We start from the raw sequence: 16,873 nt of genomic DNA on the forward strand, positions 1-16,873 counted from the left end.
TTGACTCCCCGCCGCCTGCCGGTCTGCCTTACTCGCATCGGCGCCTTCGTCGTCAGGCCACATCAAGACGGTCGAGGCGTCGTTGCCGCCCTCGGAGCAGGCCCGCATGCACATCAACGATATCCGACAGCGCTTCCAGGTGTTGTGGCACGGCGTGGCCGATGGTGCGGATGCCGAGGCTGTGTGGCAGGCGCTGGACGCCGGCTATGGCAGCGCCGGCCGCCACTACCACGACTGGAGGCATGTCGCGGCGCTCCTCAGCGGGCATGCGGCCGTGCGGACGCATCCGGATTTCGCGAGGCTGCCGGCTGATGCCATCGACCTCGCGATCGTCTTCCACGATGCGGTCTACGATCCGGCGCGCTCCGACAACGAGGCGCTGAGCGCAGCCATGCTGAGCGACTGCGCGGGCGCCTCACGCGACTGCGATACCGTCCGTGCAGCGTCAGCGATGATCCTTGCCACGGCGACGCACGCTGCGAGCGGCGACCCGTCGACGCAACTGCTCCTCGACCTCGATCTCGCCATTCTCGGCGCGCCGCGCGGCGACTACATCGCCTACGCCGCTGCGATCCGTCAGGAATATGCCGCCGTCCCAGAGGACGCTTGGCGGATCGGTCGCAGCGCGGTGCTCGAGCGCTTCCTGGCACGGCCGCGCCTCTATCAGACCAGGCACTTCGGAGCTTTGCTGGAGGCGGCCGCGCGCGCCAATCTCGCGGCTGAGCTATCGCAGCTGAGGGCCGGCTGATGGCGTCGTCGCGATCTCCCGCGACGCAGCTGGCAAGGAAGAAGCCGATGCGCCGCATTGACCGCCGGAGCATGGTCCGGCTTCTCACCGTTGCGGCCAGCCTTGCTGCCGCACCGACCGCGCCTGCTTTGGCCGCACAGACGCTGGCGGGTGAATGGTGGGTGGTGCTCGGCACGTCACCCGCTCCCGATGCGACCGGAATGGAGTTTCCGGATGCCTTGCGCGCCAGCGAAGCGGCCGAGCGCTGCGGACTGTCCACGATGGGCGACTTCACGGCGAAGTTCGAGGGCTTTGCGCCGGACCTCTACGTCTCCGTGGCAGGCGGCTGGGACAGCCGGGCTGAGGCTCTGGAGGCGCTCGCCCGGGTGCAGCCCTGCGTTCCCCGCGCCTATGTGAAGCGCGGCCTCTACATCGGCGGTGATTGACGTGCCGTTCGGTTGATCCGCCGTGGCAGCGTCCCTGCGGACCTAACGCTGCTGAACGATGCTTTCGAGCGGCAGTGTCGGAGACGGCTCCTCCGCCGTTGTGATCGTCCCGGTGCCGAGAAGGATCGCGAACAGCGCCATCGGCACTGCCCAGAGCTGCATCGGAATGCCCCAGAGCGAGTGGGCGCGCGCCGATGTATCGAAGGTCCCCCCGCGATTGAAGCGAAGGCCGAGGACGATCGTCGTGATCGCGGCGATCGTCATCGCTATGGCAACGCCGCGATCGATCTCCGGTCCGTCGACCTGCCGCAGGACGATCATCGGCAGGAACATGGCGAGAGCCGTGATCCAGGTGACCCACCAGCCCCGGCCGCTCCAGGCAATCAGCATCCGACACCCCTCCCGTCGTCTGACTATGACTTAGCGGCACCCGGCGAGCCAGATCAACCGGAGCGGGTGCCGATATGGGCATCACCCCTCTGCTGCGGCCGTTTAGCCCGCGCCTAAGGGCTAGTCGCTCCGCGCACCCTTGCGCCAATAGGCGACGACGTGATGACGGTCGGCCTTGAGGCCGAGCGCCTTGCGGCAATGCCGTCGAATGGCCTGGAAGTCGGCGAACTCGCAGCCGGCCCAGACATAGCCGTCATCGCCTAGCATCTCAGCCGTCAGCTTAGCGGCGGCATCGGCAAGGCTCGTCTTCGCCCTGTCGCGATGCAGCCAGTCGACCCGCAGGGCGGCGTCGCTGCGCAGCACTTGCTCTTCGCTGGGGTTCGCTACCTCGATCACGGCGTGGACCTGCGTCTCGGCCGGCAAACGGCGCAGGATGCGGTCGATGGCCGGGATGGCGGTCTCGTCGCCGAAGAAGAAGAACTTCTTCCGAAATGCGGGATGCGCGTCGCCGAGCGGCCCCGCCATGCCGACGGCGTCGCCCCCCTTGGCATTGACGGCAAAGAAGGAGCCCGCCGTCGTGTCGCCGTCGTGGCGCAGGATATCGATCGCAACTTGCGCTTTTGCCGCATCGACCTCACGGATGGTGTAGACGCGCGGCGTCAGTTTGTCTTCGCCCTCCGGCCAGACGGGGCAGCCGTCCTCGCCCAGCACCGGCCCGCGGAGCGGCCGCCTCTTCGGCGGAAAAAACAGGCGTACATGCAGGCTGCCATCCGCGAGTTCCGCAATGCGCGGACCGGTCAGGACGACGCGCCGCATCGACGGCGTGATGTCGAAGCTTTCCACCACCTGCATCTCGCGCCAGAAGGAGGGCGTACCGCCAGCCTGTCCATCGCCCAGCCAGCGCACCGGCGGCGCCTTGTCGCCCATGAACTCGCGCAGGTGATGGACGACGCCCATCTTCACATAGGTCAGCCCGTCCTGATGCGGCGACTTGGCCCGGACGGAGAGCCTTTCACCGGCCGCATGCAGCGCGAAGCGCCCGTAGGAGATGGTCACGTGACCCGCGGCGGCGCCGCGACGGCGCACCATCCCATACTCGGAATAATGCTCGCAGAAGAGCGTCAGAAGCTTTTCCGGCTCCGGCACGGCAAGATCGCATTGGGCTTTGAGCATATTGATATCGGCTCCTGAGCCAGGTCTGGATGTGGGACGAGCCGCACTTCCGTCGGTCAGATCGGCACCGCTACGCCGGCGGGATGGGTGGAATGAGGCAGGATCTGCATCTCGAGGCCATAGACGGCCCGCAGGCATTCGGGCGTCATGAAGCGGTGCACGTCCTCGCTGGCGACGAGGCGCCCGCCGCGTAGCGCCAGCACCCGGTCGCAGAAGCGCGAGGCCATGTTCACGTCGTGCAGCACGATGACAACAGAGCGCCCGCCCTCGTGCGCTAGCCGGCGGACGAGCGACAGGACCTCGAGTTGGTGGGCGACGTCGAGCGCCGAGGTCGGCTCGTCGAGCAGCAGGCAGCGCGCATCCTGCGCCACCAGCATGGCGAGCCAGACCCGCTGGCGCTCGCCGCCCGACAGTGTGTCAATGTTGCGCTCGGCGAGTTGGCCCGTGCCGGTCACGACCATGGCTTCGGTTGTCCGCGCGGCATCGTCGGGCGTGAAGCGCCCGAACGGCCCGTGCCAGGGATAGCGGCCGAGCGCCACGACCTCGCGCGCGGACAGCCCGATGCCGGTCTGCGGATGCTGCGGCAGATAGGCGATCTGCCGGGCGAGATCGCGGGCACCCCAATCGGCGAGCGCACGTCCGCCGAAGCTGAGATTGCCGCCGCTCGGGCTCGTCTGCCGGGCGAGGAGACGCAGGAGCGTCGACTTGCCGGAGCCGTTAGGGCCGACAAGGCCCAGCACTTGGCCGCCACCGATCGCAGCTGACAGCGGATGCAGGATCGGCGTCCCGTCGACCTCGAAGCGCACGTTGTCGAGGACAAAGCCGCGGTCGGCTGTTGCCGCCGGTGCGATGGTTCGCGGGCTCATGCGGCGCGCCTTTGCAGAAGCCAGAGAAGGATGGGCGCACCGATCAGCGAGGCGACGAGGCCGGTCGGCAGCTGGAAGGGAAAGGCGATCGTGCGCGCCAGCCAGTCCGCCGCAACCAGGAGGGCCGCCCCGGCAAACCCGCTCGCGAACAGCCCGGCGCCGGATCGCCGCACGCCGAGCAGCCGCACCAGATGCGGCGCGATGAACCCGGCGAAGGTGAGCGGCCCGACCAGCGGCGTCGCGATGGCCGTGCCCGCCGCCACGAGCGCCAGCAGCAGCACCCGCGCCAAGCCAAGCGGCACGCCAAGCGCCTGCGCGGCGGTCTGTCCCAGCTGGAACAGGTCGAGCCAGCGCATAAGGCAGAGGCCGAGAACAAGCGCAGTGCCGGCGAGGATCAGCGAGGCGAGCGCGGAGACCGGCTCGGCCGAGAAGCCGGCACCGGTGAGCCACGAGAGGAGCTGGAAGGCGCGCGGGTCGCCTGCGGCGGAGAGAACGCCGATCACCGCATCCAGAAGCGCCGACAGGGCGATGCCGGCCAGCAGCATGCGCTCCGGCTGGAAGCCGCTGCGCCGCGACAGGAGCAGGATCAGGCCGAGCACCAGCACCGCCCCCGCCGCAGCCGCGCCGGTCAGTGCCGCCGGCGAGGGCAGACCGCCGACAAAGAAGGCGATCGCCATGGCGAAGGTGGCACCGGCGCTGACGCCGAGGATTTCCGGGCTCGCCATCTCGTTGCCGGTGAGGCGTTGCAGCAGAAAGCCGGCAGAGCCGAGCAGGAGGCCGGCCGCCGCTGCGGCCAGCATGCGCGGCCAGCGATAGGGCAGAATGTCGGCCATGTCAGCGGCCGCCAAAAGCCGCCAGCTGCCGTCAGGCGCGCGCTCGATCAGGAGCGCGCAGGCCGCGAGCGCCAGAAGGAGCACACCGAGCACCACGATGGGGGTGGCGGGCGAGTGCCGGCCGCCTGAGCGGCGCGAGGGCGCAGGATCGGCCGCCGCATCCTTGCGCAGCCGCGTCGTGAGACGCGGCAGGAGCCACAGGAGGACGGGCGAGCCGACAAGCGCGGTGACGGCGCCCGTCGGCAGGAAGTCGGCGGATGCTCCGGCGGCCAGCTGTACGGCAAGATCGGCCAGGAGCAGAAGCAGCGCGCCGATGGCGGTGGCAGCGCCGAGACTTGTCGAAAAACCCCGTGCGCCCGCCAGCCGGGCGAGGATCGGCGCAACCAGCCCGATAAAGCCGATCACACCAACGGCGCTGGTGGTGAAGGCAGCGAGCAGCACCGCCAGAGCAAGCGCACCGATGCGCAGTGCCGAGACATTCAGGCCGAGCGAGCGTGCGGCATCCTCGCCGAGGTCGAGCAGGCCGAGCGGACGCACCAGCAGTGTGACCGGCAGCACGACAACGGCGAGGCGGAGTGCAAGGTCGGCGCTGGGCTGCCAACCCTGCTGGCTGAGCGAGCCCGAGCCCCAGACGAAGAGGCTGGCGAGATAGCGGCTTTCGACCAGCGTCAGCGCGGCGGCGAGCGCGCCGCAATAGAGGGTGACGAGTAGGCCGGACAGGATCAGCGAAACGGGCGAGAAATCCTGCCGCCGGCTCAGCGCGAACACCAGGGCGGCGGCGATGGCCGATCCACCGAGGGCGACGATGTCGCGCCCCCAGCCGAGCAGAACCGGGTAGAACAGCGTCGCGACGCCAAGCGCCAGCCGGGCACCGGCATCGATACCGAGCGTCGTCGGCGAGGCCAGCGGATTGCGCAGCGCCTGCTGCAGCAGTGCGCCTGACGCGCCGAGGGCCGCGCCGCAGAGCACCGCCATCGCCAGTCGGGGCAGCGTCGAATAGATCAGCACCATTCGATCGGGATCGTAGCTCGAGGCATGCGGCTGGCTCAGAAGCGGCAGTTTCGGTCCGAGCAGCACCGCGCCGAGCGCCAGCGCCAGCAGCGTCATCCCCAGCAGCAGCGGGGCCGGGCCGCCTTGCCGCGGCGATGCAGTTATCGCCGTCACCGGAGCCTTGCCTCCAGCGCGTCGAGTATGAGCGAGGCCAGACGCCGTGCCGCGGGAACGCCGCCAAACGCGGCAACAGGCGGCATCACCCGGACGGGGCCGTTGCCGCGCCGCACCGGCAGCGACAGCCATAGCGGGCTTCGCTCAAGCACCGCTTTGACATCCGGAGGCATGTAGTCGGCAAGGATCACGGCCTTTTCGATCCCTGCGAGGCGCTCGATGCCAGCAGTCGCAAAGCCCCAGTAGAGGCCTTCGCTCTGCCAGGCATTGCGAAGGCCGAGGCGGTCCAGCACGTCCTGCTGCATGCCCGGCCGCGCATAGATGCGGATGTGGCGCGGATCGATGAAGGAGAGGAGCAGCACCGGCGTGTCGCGGAACGGCTTCGCGCGCTCTGCGCAGGCCGCAAAGAAGCGCTCGGTCTCCGCGATATAGGCCTCGGCGCGCTCCTCGCGTCCGAGCAGGGTTCCGAGCTGCCGCAGCGCCGCGATCGCCTTGGGCAGCGGCGAGCCACCCTCGGAATACATGGTCATGTTTGCAATGGGCGCGACGCGGCGCACCTGCGCCTCGGTCATCGCGGTGAAGTCGGTGCTGAGAACGAGATCCGGACGCAGGGCCGCGAGCAGCTCGATGTTCGGGGCGAAGGCCGTGCCGAGATCGACCGTTGCGGCGGGAAGGGCGGGTTCGCCCACCCACTTGTCCCACTCACGGGCATCGGTGAGCGCGATCGGCGGCACGCCGAGGACGATCAGGTGCTGGGCAAGGCCGAAGTCGAGGGAGGCGATGCGGCTCGGCTGCGCGAAAGCCGGCGCCGAGCGCAGCATGAAGGGCGTGGCGATAAGGCCGCCGAGCACGGCACGACGGTGCAATGCGGCGGGTGACATCGCTCCACTCGCGGCCGCTCCGGCCTTGAGGCGGGACGCGATCTGACCGGTCTCGCCGAACACTGGTCCGGCGCAATTGCGCGGATCGTGAGGGTGCCGCAGCCGGGGCGCCATCGCCCCGGCCGCCTTACGGCTCGTCACCAGCGGATGCTCGCTTTGGCGGTGACACGGCGGCCTTCGGCATAGAAGCACTGCGCGCTGTCGTTGCCGCAAGACGCGACATATTCCTTGTCAAAGAGGTTCGTGGCGTTCAGCCCGATCTCGTAGTTGTCTTTCGTATAGGTGAGCGCCGCATCAAACACGGTCGCGCTCGGCACCTTGTAGGTGTTGGCGTCGTCGCCGAAGGTCGAGCCGGTATAACGGACGCCGAGACCGACACCCAGGCCGTCGAAGATCGACGCGTTGCGGATCGTATAGTCGGCCCAGGCCGCAACGGTGTTGCGCGGGACCGTCGTCGGCATCTTGCCCTCGTTGCCGCCGTCCGGATCCTCGGTGATCTCGACATCGAGATAGGTATAGGCCAGCCGCATGTTCAGGTTGTCGGTAATGCTGGCAACGCCTTCCAGCTCGAAGCCGCGCGACTCGATCTGACCGGTCTGGCGCGCCTGGAACGTCCCGCCGACGGCGTCGAAGCGGATGGCATTATCGCGGACAATATCGAAGATCGACGCGGTGATCGTCGCGTCCATGCCAGGGACCTCGTACTTCACGCCGGCCTCATACTGGCTGGCTTCTTCCGGCTCGAAGAGACCGTTGGCAGGGCTGACATCGAGCGGCGGCAGGAAGGATTCGGAGTAGCTGACATAGGGCGCAAAGCCGTTGTCGAAGTTGTAGATCAGGCCGACGCGTCCGGTGAACGCTTCCGAGTCCTTCGCGGCATCGACGGCAGTCAGGAAGTCGCTGTCGGGCCGTTGAAGCTCGGTCGTTGCCCAGTCGTAGCGGCCGCTGAGCACGATCGACAGCCGGTCGATCCTGATCTGGTCCTGCAGATAGAGGCCGGTCTGATCCTGTTCGACATGGTTGTCGTAGTAGGTGCCAAAGAAGTCGACCGGAGCGCCATAGACTGGATCGTACAGGTCGAGAGGCGCGGTCGTGTAGATGTCGACGAGGTCGTCATAGGACGTGCGGCGATAGTCGAGGCCGCCGAGGACCGTGTGGCTGAACAGTCCCGTATCGAACTCGGCCTGCACCTGGTTGTCGATGGAGAAGCTGCCGAGATCGGTGTCGCTCGCACCTGCGCCGCGATTCAGAAGCCCTGCGGTCTCATCCGCGTAGCCTGCGCCGTACACGCTCGCTTCATCATGCTTCAGGAAGGAGTAGCGCGCGTTCTGGCGGACGGTGAAGACCTCGTCGAACCGGTGCTCGAACTGGTAGCCGACGGAGCCGAGATCGGTGTCGTAGTCGTTGAAGTCGGGTTCGCCGATGAAGCGGTTTACCGGGATGCGCCGTCCACGAACGTCGTCGAAGACGGTTCCGGCGGCGGGCAGGAACTGGAGGCTGAAGCCGGCGCGGTCGCGCTGATAGTTGGCGAGGATCGTCAGCGAGGTGTCGGCGTCCGGCTCCCACTTGAGGACCGGCGCGATGAAGAAGCGGTCGTCGTCGACATGGTCGACCTGGTTCTCCGACTGACGCACGACACCGGTCAGGCGGAAGCTGAAGGGCGTGTCGGTCACCTGATCGGAGACGTCGAAGCGGCCTTCCAGCAGGCCGAAGCTGCCGCCATTGATCTCGAACTCCCGCAGCGGCGCGTCGGTCGGTCGCTTGGAGACGTAGTTGATGAGGCCGCCCGGCCCATTCTGCCCATAAAGGACCGAGGAGGGACCTTTGAGGATCTCGATGCGCTCGGCCCCATAAGGGTCGAGACCGAGGAAGTTGATCACCGAACTCGACGGAAGCCGCGGCCCGTCCTGGAAGGTGGCATTGGCGGTGGAGTCAAAGCCGCGGATGGCAAAGCCGCCGAAGCGGGTGTCGGAGCCGCCCGTATATTCCGGCGTGACGCCCGACGTGTAGCGCGTCGCGGCGCGGATCGAGCGAAGCTCCTGCTTCTCGATCTGGTCGCTCGTGACGACGGAAACGTTCTGGGGCGTCTCGATCAGCGGCGTGTTGGTCTTGGTGGCACCACCGCTGCGTTTGGCAACGAAGCCCTTCTGCTCGTTAGTCTCGCCTTCGCCGGTACCTTGGCCGTTTGCCGCACCGCCTTCCACCACCACGGTATCCAGTTCGATCACGTCCTGCGCACGGGCAGCGGCCGAGCCGAACAGCAGGCCGCTCACCGACGCGAGAAGCAGAAGCTGGACAGCGCGTGCCGAATGGCGGTGGCGCGACGGGACAACGGTCATGGGGAAGCCTCGAAGGCGGTCGAAAACATGACCATCTTCCTCAGCTTTTATGCCAGTTCAATGGTTCAATCCAATATCAACCGGCTGCGAGCACGCCGTGTTGCCGAACGGACACGGTGGCCTTTGAAGCCGGATCAAGGCGAGCGTCAGTTCAGCTACGGCAAACGGCCCTTGGTCGGCATCGCAGAATTCGCCGAAATCGCCCGCTCACCCTGCTGCCGCCGGGATGGAAGAGCGGTTCCGCTCTCGCTCGGACGTGAAGCTTTGTGCGTGCGAGGCGTTCGCCTAAGGCTCCCCATGCCTCCTTTGTCTCAGGATGTCGCGCTCGCGAAATCGCTATGCGTACGGCGAACGGCATCGCTCCAGAGCGCCAGGCGCCGGTCGCGCTCCGCTGGCGCCATCTTGGGCTCGAACCGGCGTTCGAGATGCCAGCGCGCGGCAAAGCCCTCCGCATCCGGCCAGACTCCGGCCTTGTGTCCCGCGATCCAGGCCGCCCCGAGCGCGGTCGTCTCCAGTACCACCGGGCGATCGACGGGAGCATCGAGGAGATCGGAGAGGCGCTGCATGGTCCAGTCCGATGCCACCATGCCACCGTCGACGCGCAGCACCGTGTCGGAACTATCCGGCCAGTCCTTCTGCATGGCGGAGAGGAGGTCATAGGTCTGGAAGCATGTCGCTTCCAGCGCCGCGCGGGCGAACTCCTTGGGGCCGGAGCGCCTCGTCAGCCCGTAGATGGCGCCACGTGCCTCGGCGTCCCACCACGGCGCGCCGAGGCCGGTGAAGGCCGGCACCATGACGACGTCCTGCGCCTCGTCCGCCTCCGCCGCCATCGGGCCGGTTTCCTGCGCCCGGCCGATGAGGCCGAGCCCGTCGCGCAGCCATTGCACCGCTGCGCCGGCAATGAAGATTGACCCTTCGAGGGCATAGCTCGTCCGGCCCGACAGGCGGTAGGCGATCGTCGTCAGGAGACGGTTGCGCGAAGGCACGCGGGTCGCCCCGGTGTTTAAGACCGCGAAGCAGCCGGTGCCATAGGTCGACTTGACCATGCCGGGCTCGAAACAGGCCTGACCGATGGTCGCGGCATGCTGGTCGCCGGCGATGCCGCAGATCGGGATGGCGACGCCGAAAAGCGAAGTGTCGGTCACGCCGAAATGGGCGTCGCAGTCCTGCACCTCGGGCAGGATGGCGCGGGGAATCTCGAGCAGCCGCAGAAGGTCGTCGTCCCAGGCGTTTGCCTCGATGTCGAACAGCATGGTGCGGCAGGCATTCGTCGCGTCGGTCGCATGAACCGTGCCGCCCGTCAGCCGCCAGAGCAGAAAGGAATCGATCGTGCCGAAGGCGAGGGCGCCGCGTTCCGCGCGCTGCCTCGCCCCCTCCACATTGTCGAGGATCCAGGCGATCTTGGTGCCGGCGAAGTAGGGATCAACGAGGAGCCCGGTCTTGGCGGTGATCGCGGGCTCATGTCCCTCGCTGACGAGGCGGCGGCAGACATCCGCCGTCCGCCGATCCTGCCAGACAATGGCATTGTAGATCGGCTTGCCGGTTTCCCGGTCCCAGATGACGGTGGTCTCGCGCTGGTTGGTGATGCCGATTGCGGCGATGTCCGAAGCCGAGATCGACGCGGCCGCAAGAGCGCGCCGCATGGTGCCGAGCGCCGTGCGCCAGATGTCCTCCGGGTCGTGCTCGACCCATCCGGAGCGCGGAAAGTGCTGCGGAAACTCCTCCTGCCCGACGCCCTGGATATGGAAGCTGTCGTCGAAGACGATCGCCCGGCTCGACGTCGTTCCCTGATCGATGGCGAGGACGTAGCCGGACATGCTGGTTTCCTTGAGGTTCGGACGCGGCAATGGTGAAGCCGGGGTTCGCACCCCGGCTTCGCTTTGGTCGGAAGGGAAGGATCAGTTCGCCGGCTGGGCCGAGGCCGGGGTGGCCGTCGTGCTCTCGGCCGCGCCGCCTGCCGGCATCGCTGCCTCGGAGTCCTGCCAGCTCTTCACCAGCTCGTCATAGTTGACGGTGATGGGCTTCTCCTTTTCGTTCTCCTTCTTGGGCTGAGGCGCCAGCGTGCCGTTGGCCTTGGCCTGCTCGACCCAGTAGTCCATGTCGTGCTCTTCGTTGAGCTTCGGGCCCTTCTCGCCCTGGACGCCGGCGCGCTCCAGGCGCGCCATCACCTTCTCCTGCTCGGCGCACAGGGAGTCCATCGCCTCCTGCGGCGTCTTGTTGCCGGCCGCCGCATCGCCGATCGCCTGCCACCAGAGCTGGGCGAGCTTCGGGTAGTCCGGCACGTTGGTGCCGGTCGGCGACCACTGCTTGCGGGCCGGCGAACGGTAGAACTCGACGAGACCGCCGAGGTCCTTGGCGCGCTCGGTGAAGCTCTCGTCGCGGATGGTCGACTCGCGCACGAAGGTCAGGCCGTAATGGCTCTTCTTCACGTCGACCGTCTTCGACGAGACGAACTGCGCGTAGAGCCAGGCGGCCTTGGCGCGGTCCACCGGCGTCGACTGCATCAGCGTCCACGAGCCGACGTCCTGGTAGCCGAGCTTCATGCCCTCGACCCAGTAGACGCCGTGCGGCGAGGGAGCCATGCGCCACTTCGGCGTGCCGTCCTCGTTGACCACCGGCAGGCCCGGCTTGACCGCATCGGCGGTGAAGGCCGTGTACCAGAAGATCTGCTGAGCGACCTCGCCCTGCGCCGGCACCGGACCGGATTCGGAGAAGTTCATGCCCTGCGCAGCCGGCGGGGCATAGGCCTTCATCCAGTCGAGATACTTCTGGATCGAGTAGACCGCGGCCGGGCCGTTGGTGTCGCCGCCGCGCGCCACGCACGAGCCGACCGGCTGCGACTGCTCGTTGACGCGGATGCCCCACTCATCGACCGGCAGGCCGTTCGGAAGGCCCTTGTCGCCGTTGCCGGCCATCGACAGCCAAGCATCGGTGAAGCGCCAGCCGAGCGAGGGGTCCTTCTTGCCATAGTCCATATGGCCGTAGACTTTCTTGCCGTCGATCTCGCGGCCGGTGAAGAACTCGGCGATGTCCTCATAGGCGGACCAGTTCACGGGAACGCCGAGGTCGTAGCCGTACTTGGCCTTGAAGTCGGCCTTGTTCTTCTCGTCGTTGAACCAGTCGTAGCGGAACCAGTAGAGGTTTGCGAACTGCTGGTCGGGCAGCTGGTAGAGCTTCTTGTCGGGCGCCGTGGTGAAGCTCGTGCCGATATAGTCGTCGAGATCCAGCGTCGGGCTCGTCACGTCCTTGCCGTCGCCCGACATCCAGTCGGTGAGGTTGCGGACCTGGTTGTAGCGCCAGTGCGTGCCGATGAGGTCGGAATCGTTGACATAGGCGTCGTAGATGTTCTCGCCGGACTGCATCTGCGTCTGCAGCTTCTCGACGACATCGCCTTCGCCGATGAGGTCGTGCGTCACCTTGATGCCGGTGATCGCGGTGAAGGCGGGCGCGAGCACCTTCGATTCGTATTCATGCGTGGTGATGGTCTCCGACACGACCTTGATGTCCATGCCCTGGAAGGGCTTGGCCGCGTCGATGTACCACTGCATCTCCTTTTCCTGATCGGCGCGCGACAGCGACGACAGGTCTTTGATCTCGGCGTCCAGAAACTTCTTGGCCGCGTCCATGTCCGCGAAGGCAGGGCCGGCGCCGAGCGTGATCGCCAGGCCGGCTGCGGACAGCAGCAATCTCTTCTTCATCGTCTTCCTCCAACCGGCTTCATGACCTCCTCCAGCGCGGCCGGCAGCGCGCCAAGGTCACACACGTCCGCCTCACACGAAGCGGAACACCAGGCCCGCATAGACGAGGCACACGCCGAGAGCCCACCAGAGGGCCATTTCGGTCAGACCAAGCCATGCAAGGCAAATGAAGGCCGAGCCGAGCAGCGACACGAAGAGCCGGTCGCCGCGCGTCGTCTCGAAGCGCAAGACGCCGACGCGCGGGCTGCCGCCGGGCGAGGCATATTCCCACACGCCCATCAGGGCGATCAGCGCAAAGATCGCCAGGAAGAACGCGGCTGTCGGCCAGGTCCAGGCCATCCAGGAGAAGTCCATCACACCCTCCCCAGGGCAAAGCCCTTGGCGATGTAGTTGCGCACGAACCAGATCACGATCGCGCCGGGAATGATGGTGAGGACACCGGCGGCGGCGAGCACGCCCCAGTCCATGCCGGAGGCCGAGACCGTGCGCGTCATGATGGCCGAGATCGGCTTGGCGTCCGTCACCGTGAGCGTGCGCGCGATCAGGAGCTCCACCCAGGAGAACATGAAGCAGAAGAAGGCCGCGACGCCGACGCCGCTCGCGATCAGCGGCATGAAGATCTTGAAGAAGAACCGCGGGAAGGAATAGCCGTCAATATAGGCCGTCTCGTCGATCTCCTTCGGCACGCCCGACATGAAGCCTTCGAGAATCCACACCGCCAGCGGCACGTTGAAGAGGCAATGCGCCAGCGCGACGGCGATGTGCGTGTCGATCAGGCCGAAGGCCGAATAGAGCTGGAAGAAGGGCAGGGCGAAGACCGCCGGCGGCGCCATGCGGTTCGTCAGCAGCCAGAAGAACAGGTGCTTGTCGCCGAGGAAGCGGTAGCGCGAGAAGGCATAGGCAGCCGGAAGCGCCACGGCGACCGAAATCACCATGTTCAAAACAACATAGATGATCGAGTTGATGTAGCCGTTGTACCAGGACGGATCGGTGAAGATCACGGCATAGTTGCGCAAAGTCGGGTTGGCCGGCCAGAGCGTGAAGGCGTTGGTGATCTCGACATTCGTCTTGAAGCTCATGTTGACGAGCCAGTAGATCGGCAACAGCAGGAACAGGATGTAGACGATCGGGATCAGCGCCTTCGGCCTGAAGGATCCCGACCTGCGACTGGCGCGTGCCTTCAGCGCGACTTCCGAATGAGCCGAGCCCGGTATGCCGTCGGCCGCGGCGCGCGATGTAGCGATGGTTGGAACGCTCACTCCGCGGTCTCCTTCACGGCCCGATCCCGCCCGGCATTCTCCATCACGGTGTAGAACACCCAGGAAAGAAGCAGGATGATCAGGAAGTAGACGAGGCTCATCGCCGCCGCCGGTCCGAGATCGAACTGGCCGACTGCCATCTTGACGAGGTCGATCGACAGGAACGTCGTCGAATTGCCGGGCCCGCCACCTGTAACAACAAAGGGTTCGGTGTAGATCATGAACGAGTCCATGAAGCGCAGCAGCACGGCGATCAAAAGCACCCGGCCCATCTTCGGCAGCTGGATGTAGCGGAACACCGCCCAGCGCGAGGCACCGTCGATCTTGGCCGCCTGGTAGTAGGCGTCGGGGATGGAGACGAGACCGGCATAGCAAAGCAGGACGACCAGGCTGGTCCAGTGCCAGACATCCATGACGATGACCGTCACCCAGGCGTCGATCGGGTCCTGGACGTAGTTGTAGTCGATGCCGAGGGCCCGCATGGAATAACCGAGGAGGCCGATATCGGTGCGCCCGAAGACCTGCCAGATCGTGCCGACGACGTTCCACGGGATCAGCAGCGGCAGCGCCATCAGCACCAGGCAGACCGACACCCAGATGCCCTTCTTCGGCATGGCGAGCGCGACCAGAATGCCGAGCGGCACCTCAATGGCAAGGATGATGGCGGAGAAGACGAGGTTGCGGATCAGCGCGTCATGGAAGCGGGCCGAGCCGAGCAACTCGGTGAACCAGTCGGTGCCGGCCCAAAAGAACTCGTTGTTCCCGAACGTGTCCTGCACCGAGTAGTTGACCACCGTCATCAGCGGGATCACCGCCGAGAAGGCGACGAGCAGGAGGACGGGAAGGACGAAGAACCACGCCTTGTTGTTCCAGGTCTTCTCCATCAGGCGCGCCCTCCCGTTCGCTCCACGAGCCGCGAGTCGGCATAGAGGTTGAGGGCGCCGGGCTCGAAGGCGAGCGCAGCATCCGCCGGCAGAGGCTGGCCTTCGGCGACGATCGCGCTGACCGGCAGGCCGCCGAGCCGCGCACGCACTATGCGCTCGGAGCCGACATCCTCCACCTTCTCGATCTCTGCCGGCAATCCACCACCGCGCTCGACGACGCGCACGAATTCCGGACGGATGCCGAGCTCGATCCGCGCGCCTGAGGCAGTGTTTGCCCGTCCACCGGCCAGGGCGAGACGGTGGCCCGCAACGACGACGGCATCACCGTCCATCTCGCAGGGCAGGACATTCATGCCGGGCGAGCCGATGAAATAGCCGACGAAGGTGTGCTTGGGGCGCTCGAACAGCTCTTCCGGGGTGCCGATCTGCACGACCTCGCCGTCATACATGACGACGACCTTGTCGGCGAAGGTCAGCGCTTCGGTCTGGTCATGCGTGACGTAGATCATCGTCATCGCGAACTCGCGGTGGAGTTCCTTCAGCTCCGAGCGCAGCTGCCACTTCATATGCGGGTCGATGACCGTCAGCGGCTCGTCGAAGAGGATGGCGTTGACGTCGGATCGGACGAGGCCGCGGCCGAGGGAGATCTTCTGCTTCTCGTCCGCCGTCAGGCCGCGGGCCTTGCGGTCGGCGCGCGTCTCGAGCCGCAGCCGCTTCAGCATGTCGTCGACGCGCCGCGCGATCTCGGCCTGCGGCACCTTCCGGTTGCGCAGCGGGAAGGCGAGGTTCTCGCGCACCGTCATCGTGTCGTAGATCACCGGAAACTGGAACACCTGCGCGATGTTGCGCGCTTCCGGCGACAGCGTCGTGACGTCGCGGTCGTCAAAGCGCACCTGGCCCTCGGACGGCGTCAGCAGGCCGGAGATGATGTTGAGCAGCGTCGTCTTCCCGCAGCCCGACGGGCCGAGAAGCGCGTAGGCGCCACCATCCTCGAAGGCGTGATCGACCTCGCGCAGCGCGTAGTTGCCGGCCTTCGCCAGCTCCGGCGAATAGGCGTGGCGGATGTGATCGAGCCTGATGCGGGCCATCGTCTATCCTCTCACGCTGCCAGCGCCACGGGCGCGTTCACCGCCGCGCCATCGCCGGCGAAGACGAGAACATGGCTGGGGTCGAAGCCAAGCCGCACCCGGTCGCCCGCCGCCATGCGGCGCACGCCGTGGATCAGCGCGATGATCCGGTCCGACCCGAAATCGGCATGGACGAAGGTCTCCGAACCCGTCACCTCCGTCAGCGTCACGACCGCCTCGAAGCTGGCGCCGCTCTCGCCGTCGCCGAGGCTCAGCCGGTGCGGGCGAATGGCGATCCTGTAATCGTCGTCGGCAAGTCCCGCATGGGCCGGCGCGGCATCGAAGGCGAGGGCGCCCGGCCCGGTGAAGCGTGAACCCCGCTTCTGGACGGCGATGACGTTGAGCGGCGGATCGGAGAAGGTGCGCGCGGTGACGAGGTCGTGCGGCCGCCGGTAGACATCCGGCGTCGGGCCGAACTGGGTCACCCGGCCTTCGGAGAGCGTTGCGGTGTTGCCACCGAGAAGCAGCGCCTCGTGCGGCTCCGTGGTGGCGTAGACGAAGATCGCGCCGGTGGCGGCAAAGATCTTCGGCAGCTCCTCGCGCAGCTCTTCGCGCAGCTTGTAGTCGAGATTGGCCAAGGGTTCGTCGAGAAGCACGAGGTCGGCGTTCTTGACCAGCGCGCGTGCCAGCGCCGTGCGCTGCTGCTGACCGCCGGATAGGTTCAGCGGCGTCCTGTCGAGGAACGGCGTCAGCTTCATCAGCGCGGCGGCGCGACGCACCTTCGCGTCGATCTCGGCGGATGGCTGCTTCTGGATGCGCAGCGGCGAGGCGATGTTCTCGTAGACCGTGAGGGCGGGGTAGTTGATGAACTGCTGATAGACCATCGCGACGTTGCGCTGGCGGACCGGCACACCCGTCACGTCTTTCCCGTCCATCAGGATCTGACCGCCGGTCGGCTGATCGAGGCCGGCCATCAGCCGCATCAGGCTGGTCTTGCCGGCAAGCGTCGGCCCGAGAAGCACGTTCAGGCTTCCGCGCTCCAGGCGCAGCGAGACGTCATCGATATGGACGTCACGCCCGACCTTCCAGACCAGATTTTTCAGTTCGAGCAAGCCGTCCTCCCAAACAGTGCCCTGATGATTCGAC

Annotated in this window: 15 protein-coding genes; 2 read left to right on the forward strand and 13 right to left on the reverse strand. The window is 66.7% G+C overall.

Features of this window, described 5'->3' with window-relative positions:
- The first annotated feature begins 106 nt into the window (after window positions 1-106).
- Entirely contained in the window at window positions 107-748 is a 642-nt protein-coding gene (locus C0R46_RS02905; RefSeq protein WP_157944531.1) for an HD domain-containing protein, read from the forward strand.
- A 47-nt stretch (window positions 749-795) separates the two neighbouring features.
- Entirely contained in the window at window positions 796-1,173 is a 378-nt protein-coding gene (locus tag C0R46_RS02910; protein WP_102958065.1) for an SPOR domain-containing protein, read from the forward strand.
- A 42-nt stretch (window positions 1,174-1,215) separates the two neighbouring features.
- Here C0R46_RS02910 and C0R46_RS02915 read toward each other — a convergent pair whose 3' ends face one another.
- From C0R46_RS02915 to C0R46_RS02975, 13 genes are all read right to left on the reverse strand, one after another.
- Window positions 1,216-1,563 (reverse strand): hypothetical protein, encoded by a 348-nt coding sequence (locus tag C0R46_RS02915; RefSeq protein ID WP_102958066.1) that lies wholly within the window; start codon window positions 1,561-1,563, stop codon window positions 1,216-1,218.
- Between the two features lie 120 nt (window positions 1,564-1,683).
- The gene (locus C0R46_RS02920) at window positions 1,684-2,736 is read right to left on the reverse strand and encodes a siderophore-interacting protein (protein ID WP_198598221.1); all 1,053 of its coding nucleotides are present in this window, start codon (window positions 2,734-2,736) and stop codon (window positions 1,684-1,686) included.
- Between the two features lie 56 nt (window positions 2,737-2,792).
- Entirely contained in the window at window positions 2,793-3,602 is an 810-nt protein-coding gene (locus tag C0R46_RS02925; protein WP_102958068.1) for an ABC transporter ATP-binding protein, read from the reverse strand.
- Window positions 3,599-5,599: a Fe(3+)-hydroxamate ABC transporter permease FhuB gene (gene fhuB / locus C0R46_RS02930; protein WP_342586486.1), complete on the reverse strand. Its 2,001-nt coding sequence runs from the start codon at window positions 5,597-5,599 to the stop codon at window positions 3,599-3,601. The genes C0R46_RS02925 and fhuB overlap by 4 nt, the downstream gene beginning before the upstream one ends.
- Window positions 5,596-6,621 carry an ABC transporter substrate-binding protein gene (locus C0R46_RS02935; protein ID WP_157944532.1) on the reverse strand — a complete coding sequence of 342 codons (1,026 nt, stop codon included), beginning with the start codon at window positions 6,619-6,621 and terminating at the stop codon, window positions 5,596-5,598. Before C0R46_RS02935 ends, fhuB begins: the two co-directional genes overlap by 4 nt.
- Complete coding sequence (locus tag C0R46_RS02940) at window positions 6,618-8,819, reverse strand: TonB-dependent siderophore receptor (RefSeq protein WP_102958071.1); 2,202 nt, start codon at window positions 8,817-8,819, stop codon at window positions 6,618-6,620. The genes C0R46_RS02935 and C0R46_RS02940 overlap by 4 nt, the downstream gene beginning before the upstream one ends.
- Before the next feature lie 311 nt (window positions 8,820-9,130).
- Entirely contained in the window at window positions 9,131-10,636 is a 1,506-nt protein-coding gene (gene glpK, locus C0R46_RS02945) for a glycerol kinase GlpK (protein WP_102958072.1), read from the reverse strand.
- Between the two features lie 81 nt (window positions 10,637-10,717).
- A complete protein-coding gene (locus C0R46_RS02950) occupies window positions 10,718-12,517 on the reverse strand; it encodes an ABC transporter substrate-binding protein (protein ID WP_245413388.1) in 1,800 nt (599 codons plus the stop codon).
- A gap of 72 nt (window positions 12,518-12,589) precedes the next feature.
- Window positions 12,590-12,871 (reverse strand): DUF2160 domain-containing protein, encoded by a 282-nt coding sequence (locus C0R46_RS02955; protein WP_102958073.1) that lies wholly within the window; start codon window positions 12,869-12,871, stop codon window positions 12,590-12,592.
- On the reverse strand, window positions 12,871-13,701 hold the full coding sequence (locus tag C0R46_RS02960; RefSeq protein WP_245413431.1) for a carbohydrate ABC transporter permease: 831 nt from the start codon (window positions 13,699-13,701) through the stop codon (window positions 12,871-12,873). Before C0R46_RS02960 ends, C0R46_RS02955 begins: the two co-directional genes overlap by 1 nt.
- A gap of 71 nt (window positions 13,702-13,772) precedes the next feature.
- Entirely contained in the window at window positions 13,773-14,660 is an 888-nt protein-coding gene (locus C0R46_RS02965) for a carbohydrate ABC transporter permease (protein ID WP_102958074.1), read from the reverse strand.
- Window positions 14,660-15,748: an ABC transporter ATP-binding protein gene (locus C0R46_RS02970; RefSeq protein ID WP_102958075.1), complete on the reverse strand. Its 1,089-nt coding sequence runs from the start codon at window positions 15,746-15,748 to the stop codon at window positions 14,660-14,662. The genes C0R46_RS02965 and C0R46_RS02970 overlap by 1 nt, the downstream gene beginning before the upstream one ends.
- A gap of 11 nt (window positions 15,749-15,759) precedes the next feature.
- On the reverse strand, window positions 15,760-16,839 hold the full coding sequence (locus C0R46_RS02975; RefSeq protein ID WP_102958076.1) for an ABC transporter ATP-binding protein: 1,080 nt from the start codon (window positions 16,837-16,839) through the stop codon (window positions 15,760-15,762).
- Between the last annotated feature and the right edge of the window lie 34 nt (window positions 16,840-16,873).

The organism is Mangrovicella endophytica, from assembly GCF_002893625.1.
Taxonomy (GTDB): Bacteria; Pseudomonadota; Alphaproteobacteria; order Rhizobiales; family Rhizobiaceae; genus Mangrovicella; species Mangrovicella endophytica.

Coding starts and splice junctions, on each gene's coding strand:
- C0R46_RS02905 (WP_157944531.1), top strand. CDS start 107: ATGCACATCAACGATATCCGACAGCGCTTCCAGGTGTTGTGGCACGGC.
- C0R46_RS02910 (WP_102958065.1), top strand. CDS start 796: ATGCGCCGCATTGACCGCCGGAGCATGGTCCGGCTTCTCACCGTTGCG.
- C0R46_RS02915 (WP_102958066.1), bottom strand. CDS start 1,563: ATGCTGATTGCCTGGAGCGGCCGGGGCTGGTGGGTCACCTGGATCACG.
- C0R46_RS02920 (WP_198598221.1), bottom strand. CDS start 2,736: ATGCTCAAAGCCCAATGCGATCTTGCCGTGCCGGAGCCGGAAAAGCTT.
- C0R46_RS02925 (WP_102958068.1), bottom strand. CDS start 3,602: ATGAGCCCGCGAACCATCGCACCGGCGGCAACAGCCGACCGCGGCTTT.
- C0R46_RS02940 (WP_102958071.1), bottom strand. CDS start 8,819: ATGACCGTTGTCCCGTCGCGCCACCGCCATTCGGCACGCGCTGTCCAG.
- glpK (WP_102958072.1), bottom strand. CDS start 10,636: ATGTCCGGCTACGTCCTCGCCATCGATCAGGGAACGACGTCGAGCCGG.
- C0R46_RS02950 (WP_245413388.1), bottom strand. CDS start 12,517: ATGAAGAAGAGATTGCTGCTGTCCGCAGCCGGCCTGGCGATCACGCTC.
- C0R46_RS02955 (WP_102958073.1), bottom strand. CDS start 12,871: ATGGACTTCTCCTGGATGGCCTGGACCTGGCCGACAGCCGCGTTCTTC.
- C0R46_RS02965 (WP_102958074.1), bottom strand. CDS start 14,660: ATGGAGAAGACCTGGAACAACAAGGCGTGGTTCTTCGTCCTTCCCGTC.
- C0R46_RS02970 (WP_102958075.1), bottom strand. CDS start 15,748: ATGGCCCGCATCAGGCTCGATCACATCCGCCACGCCTATTCGCCGGAG.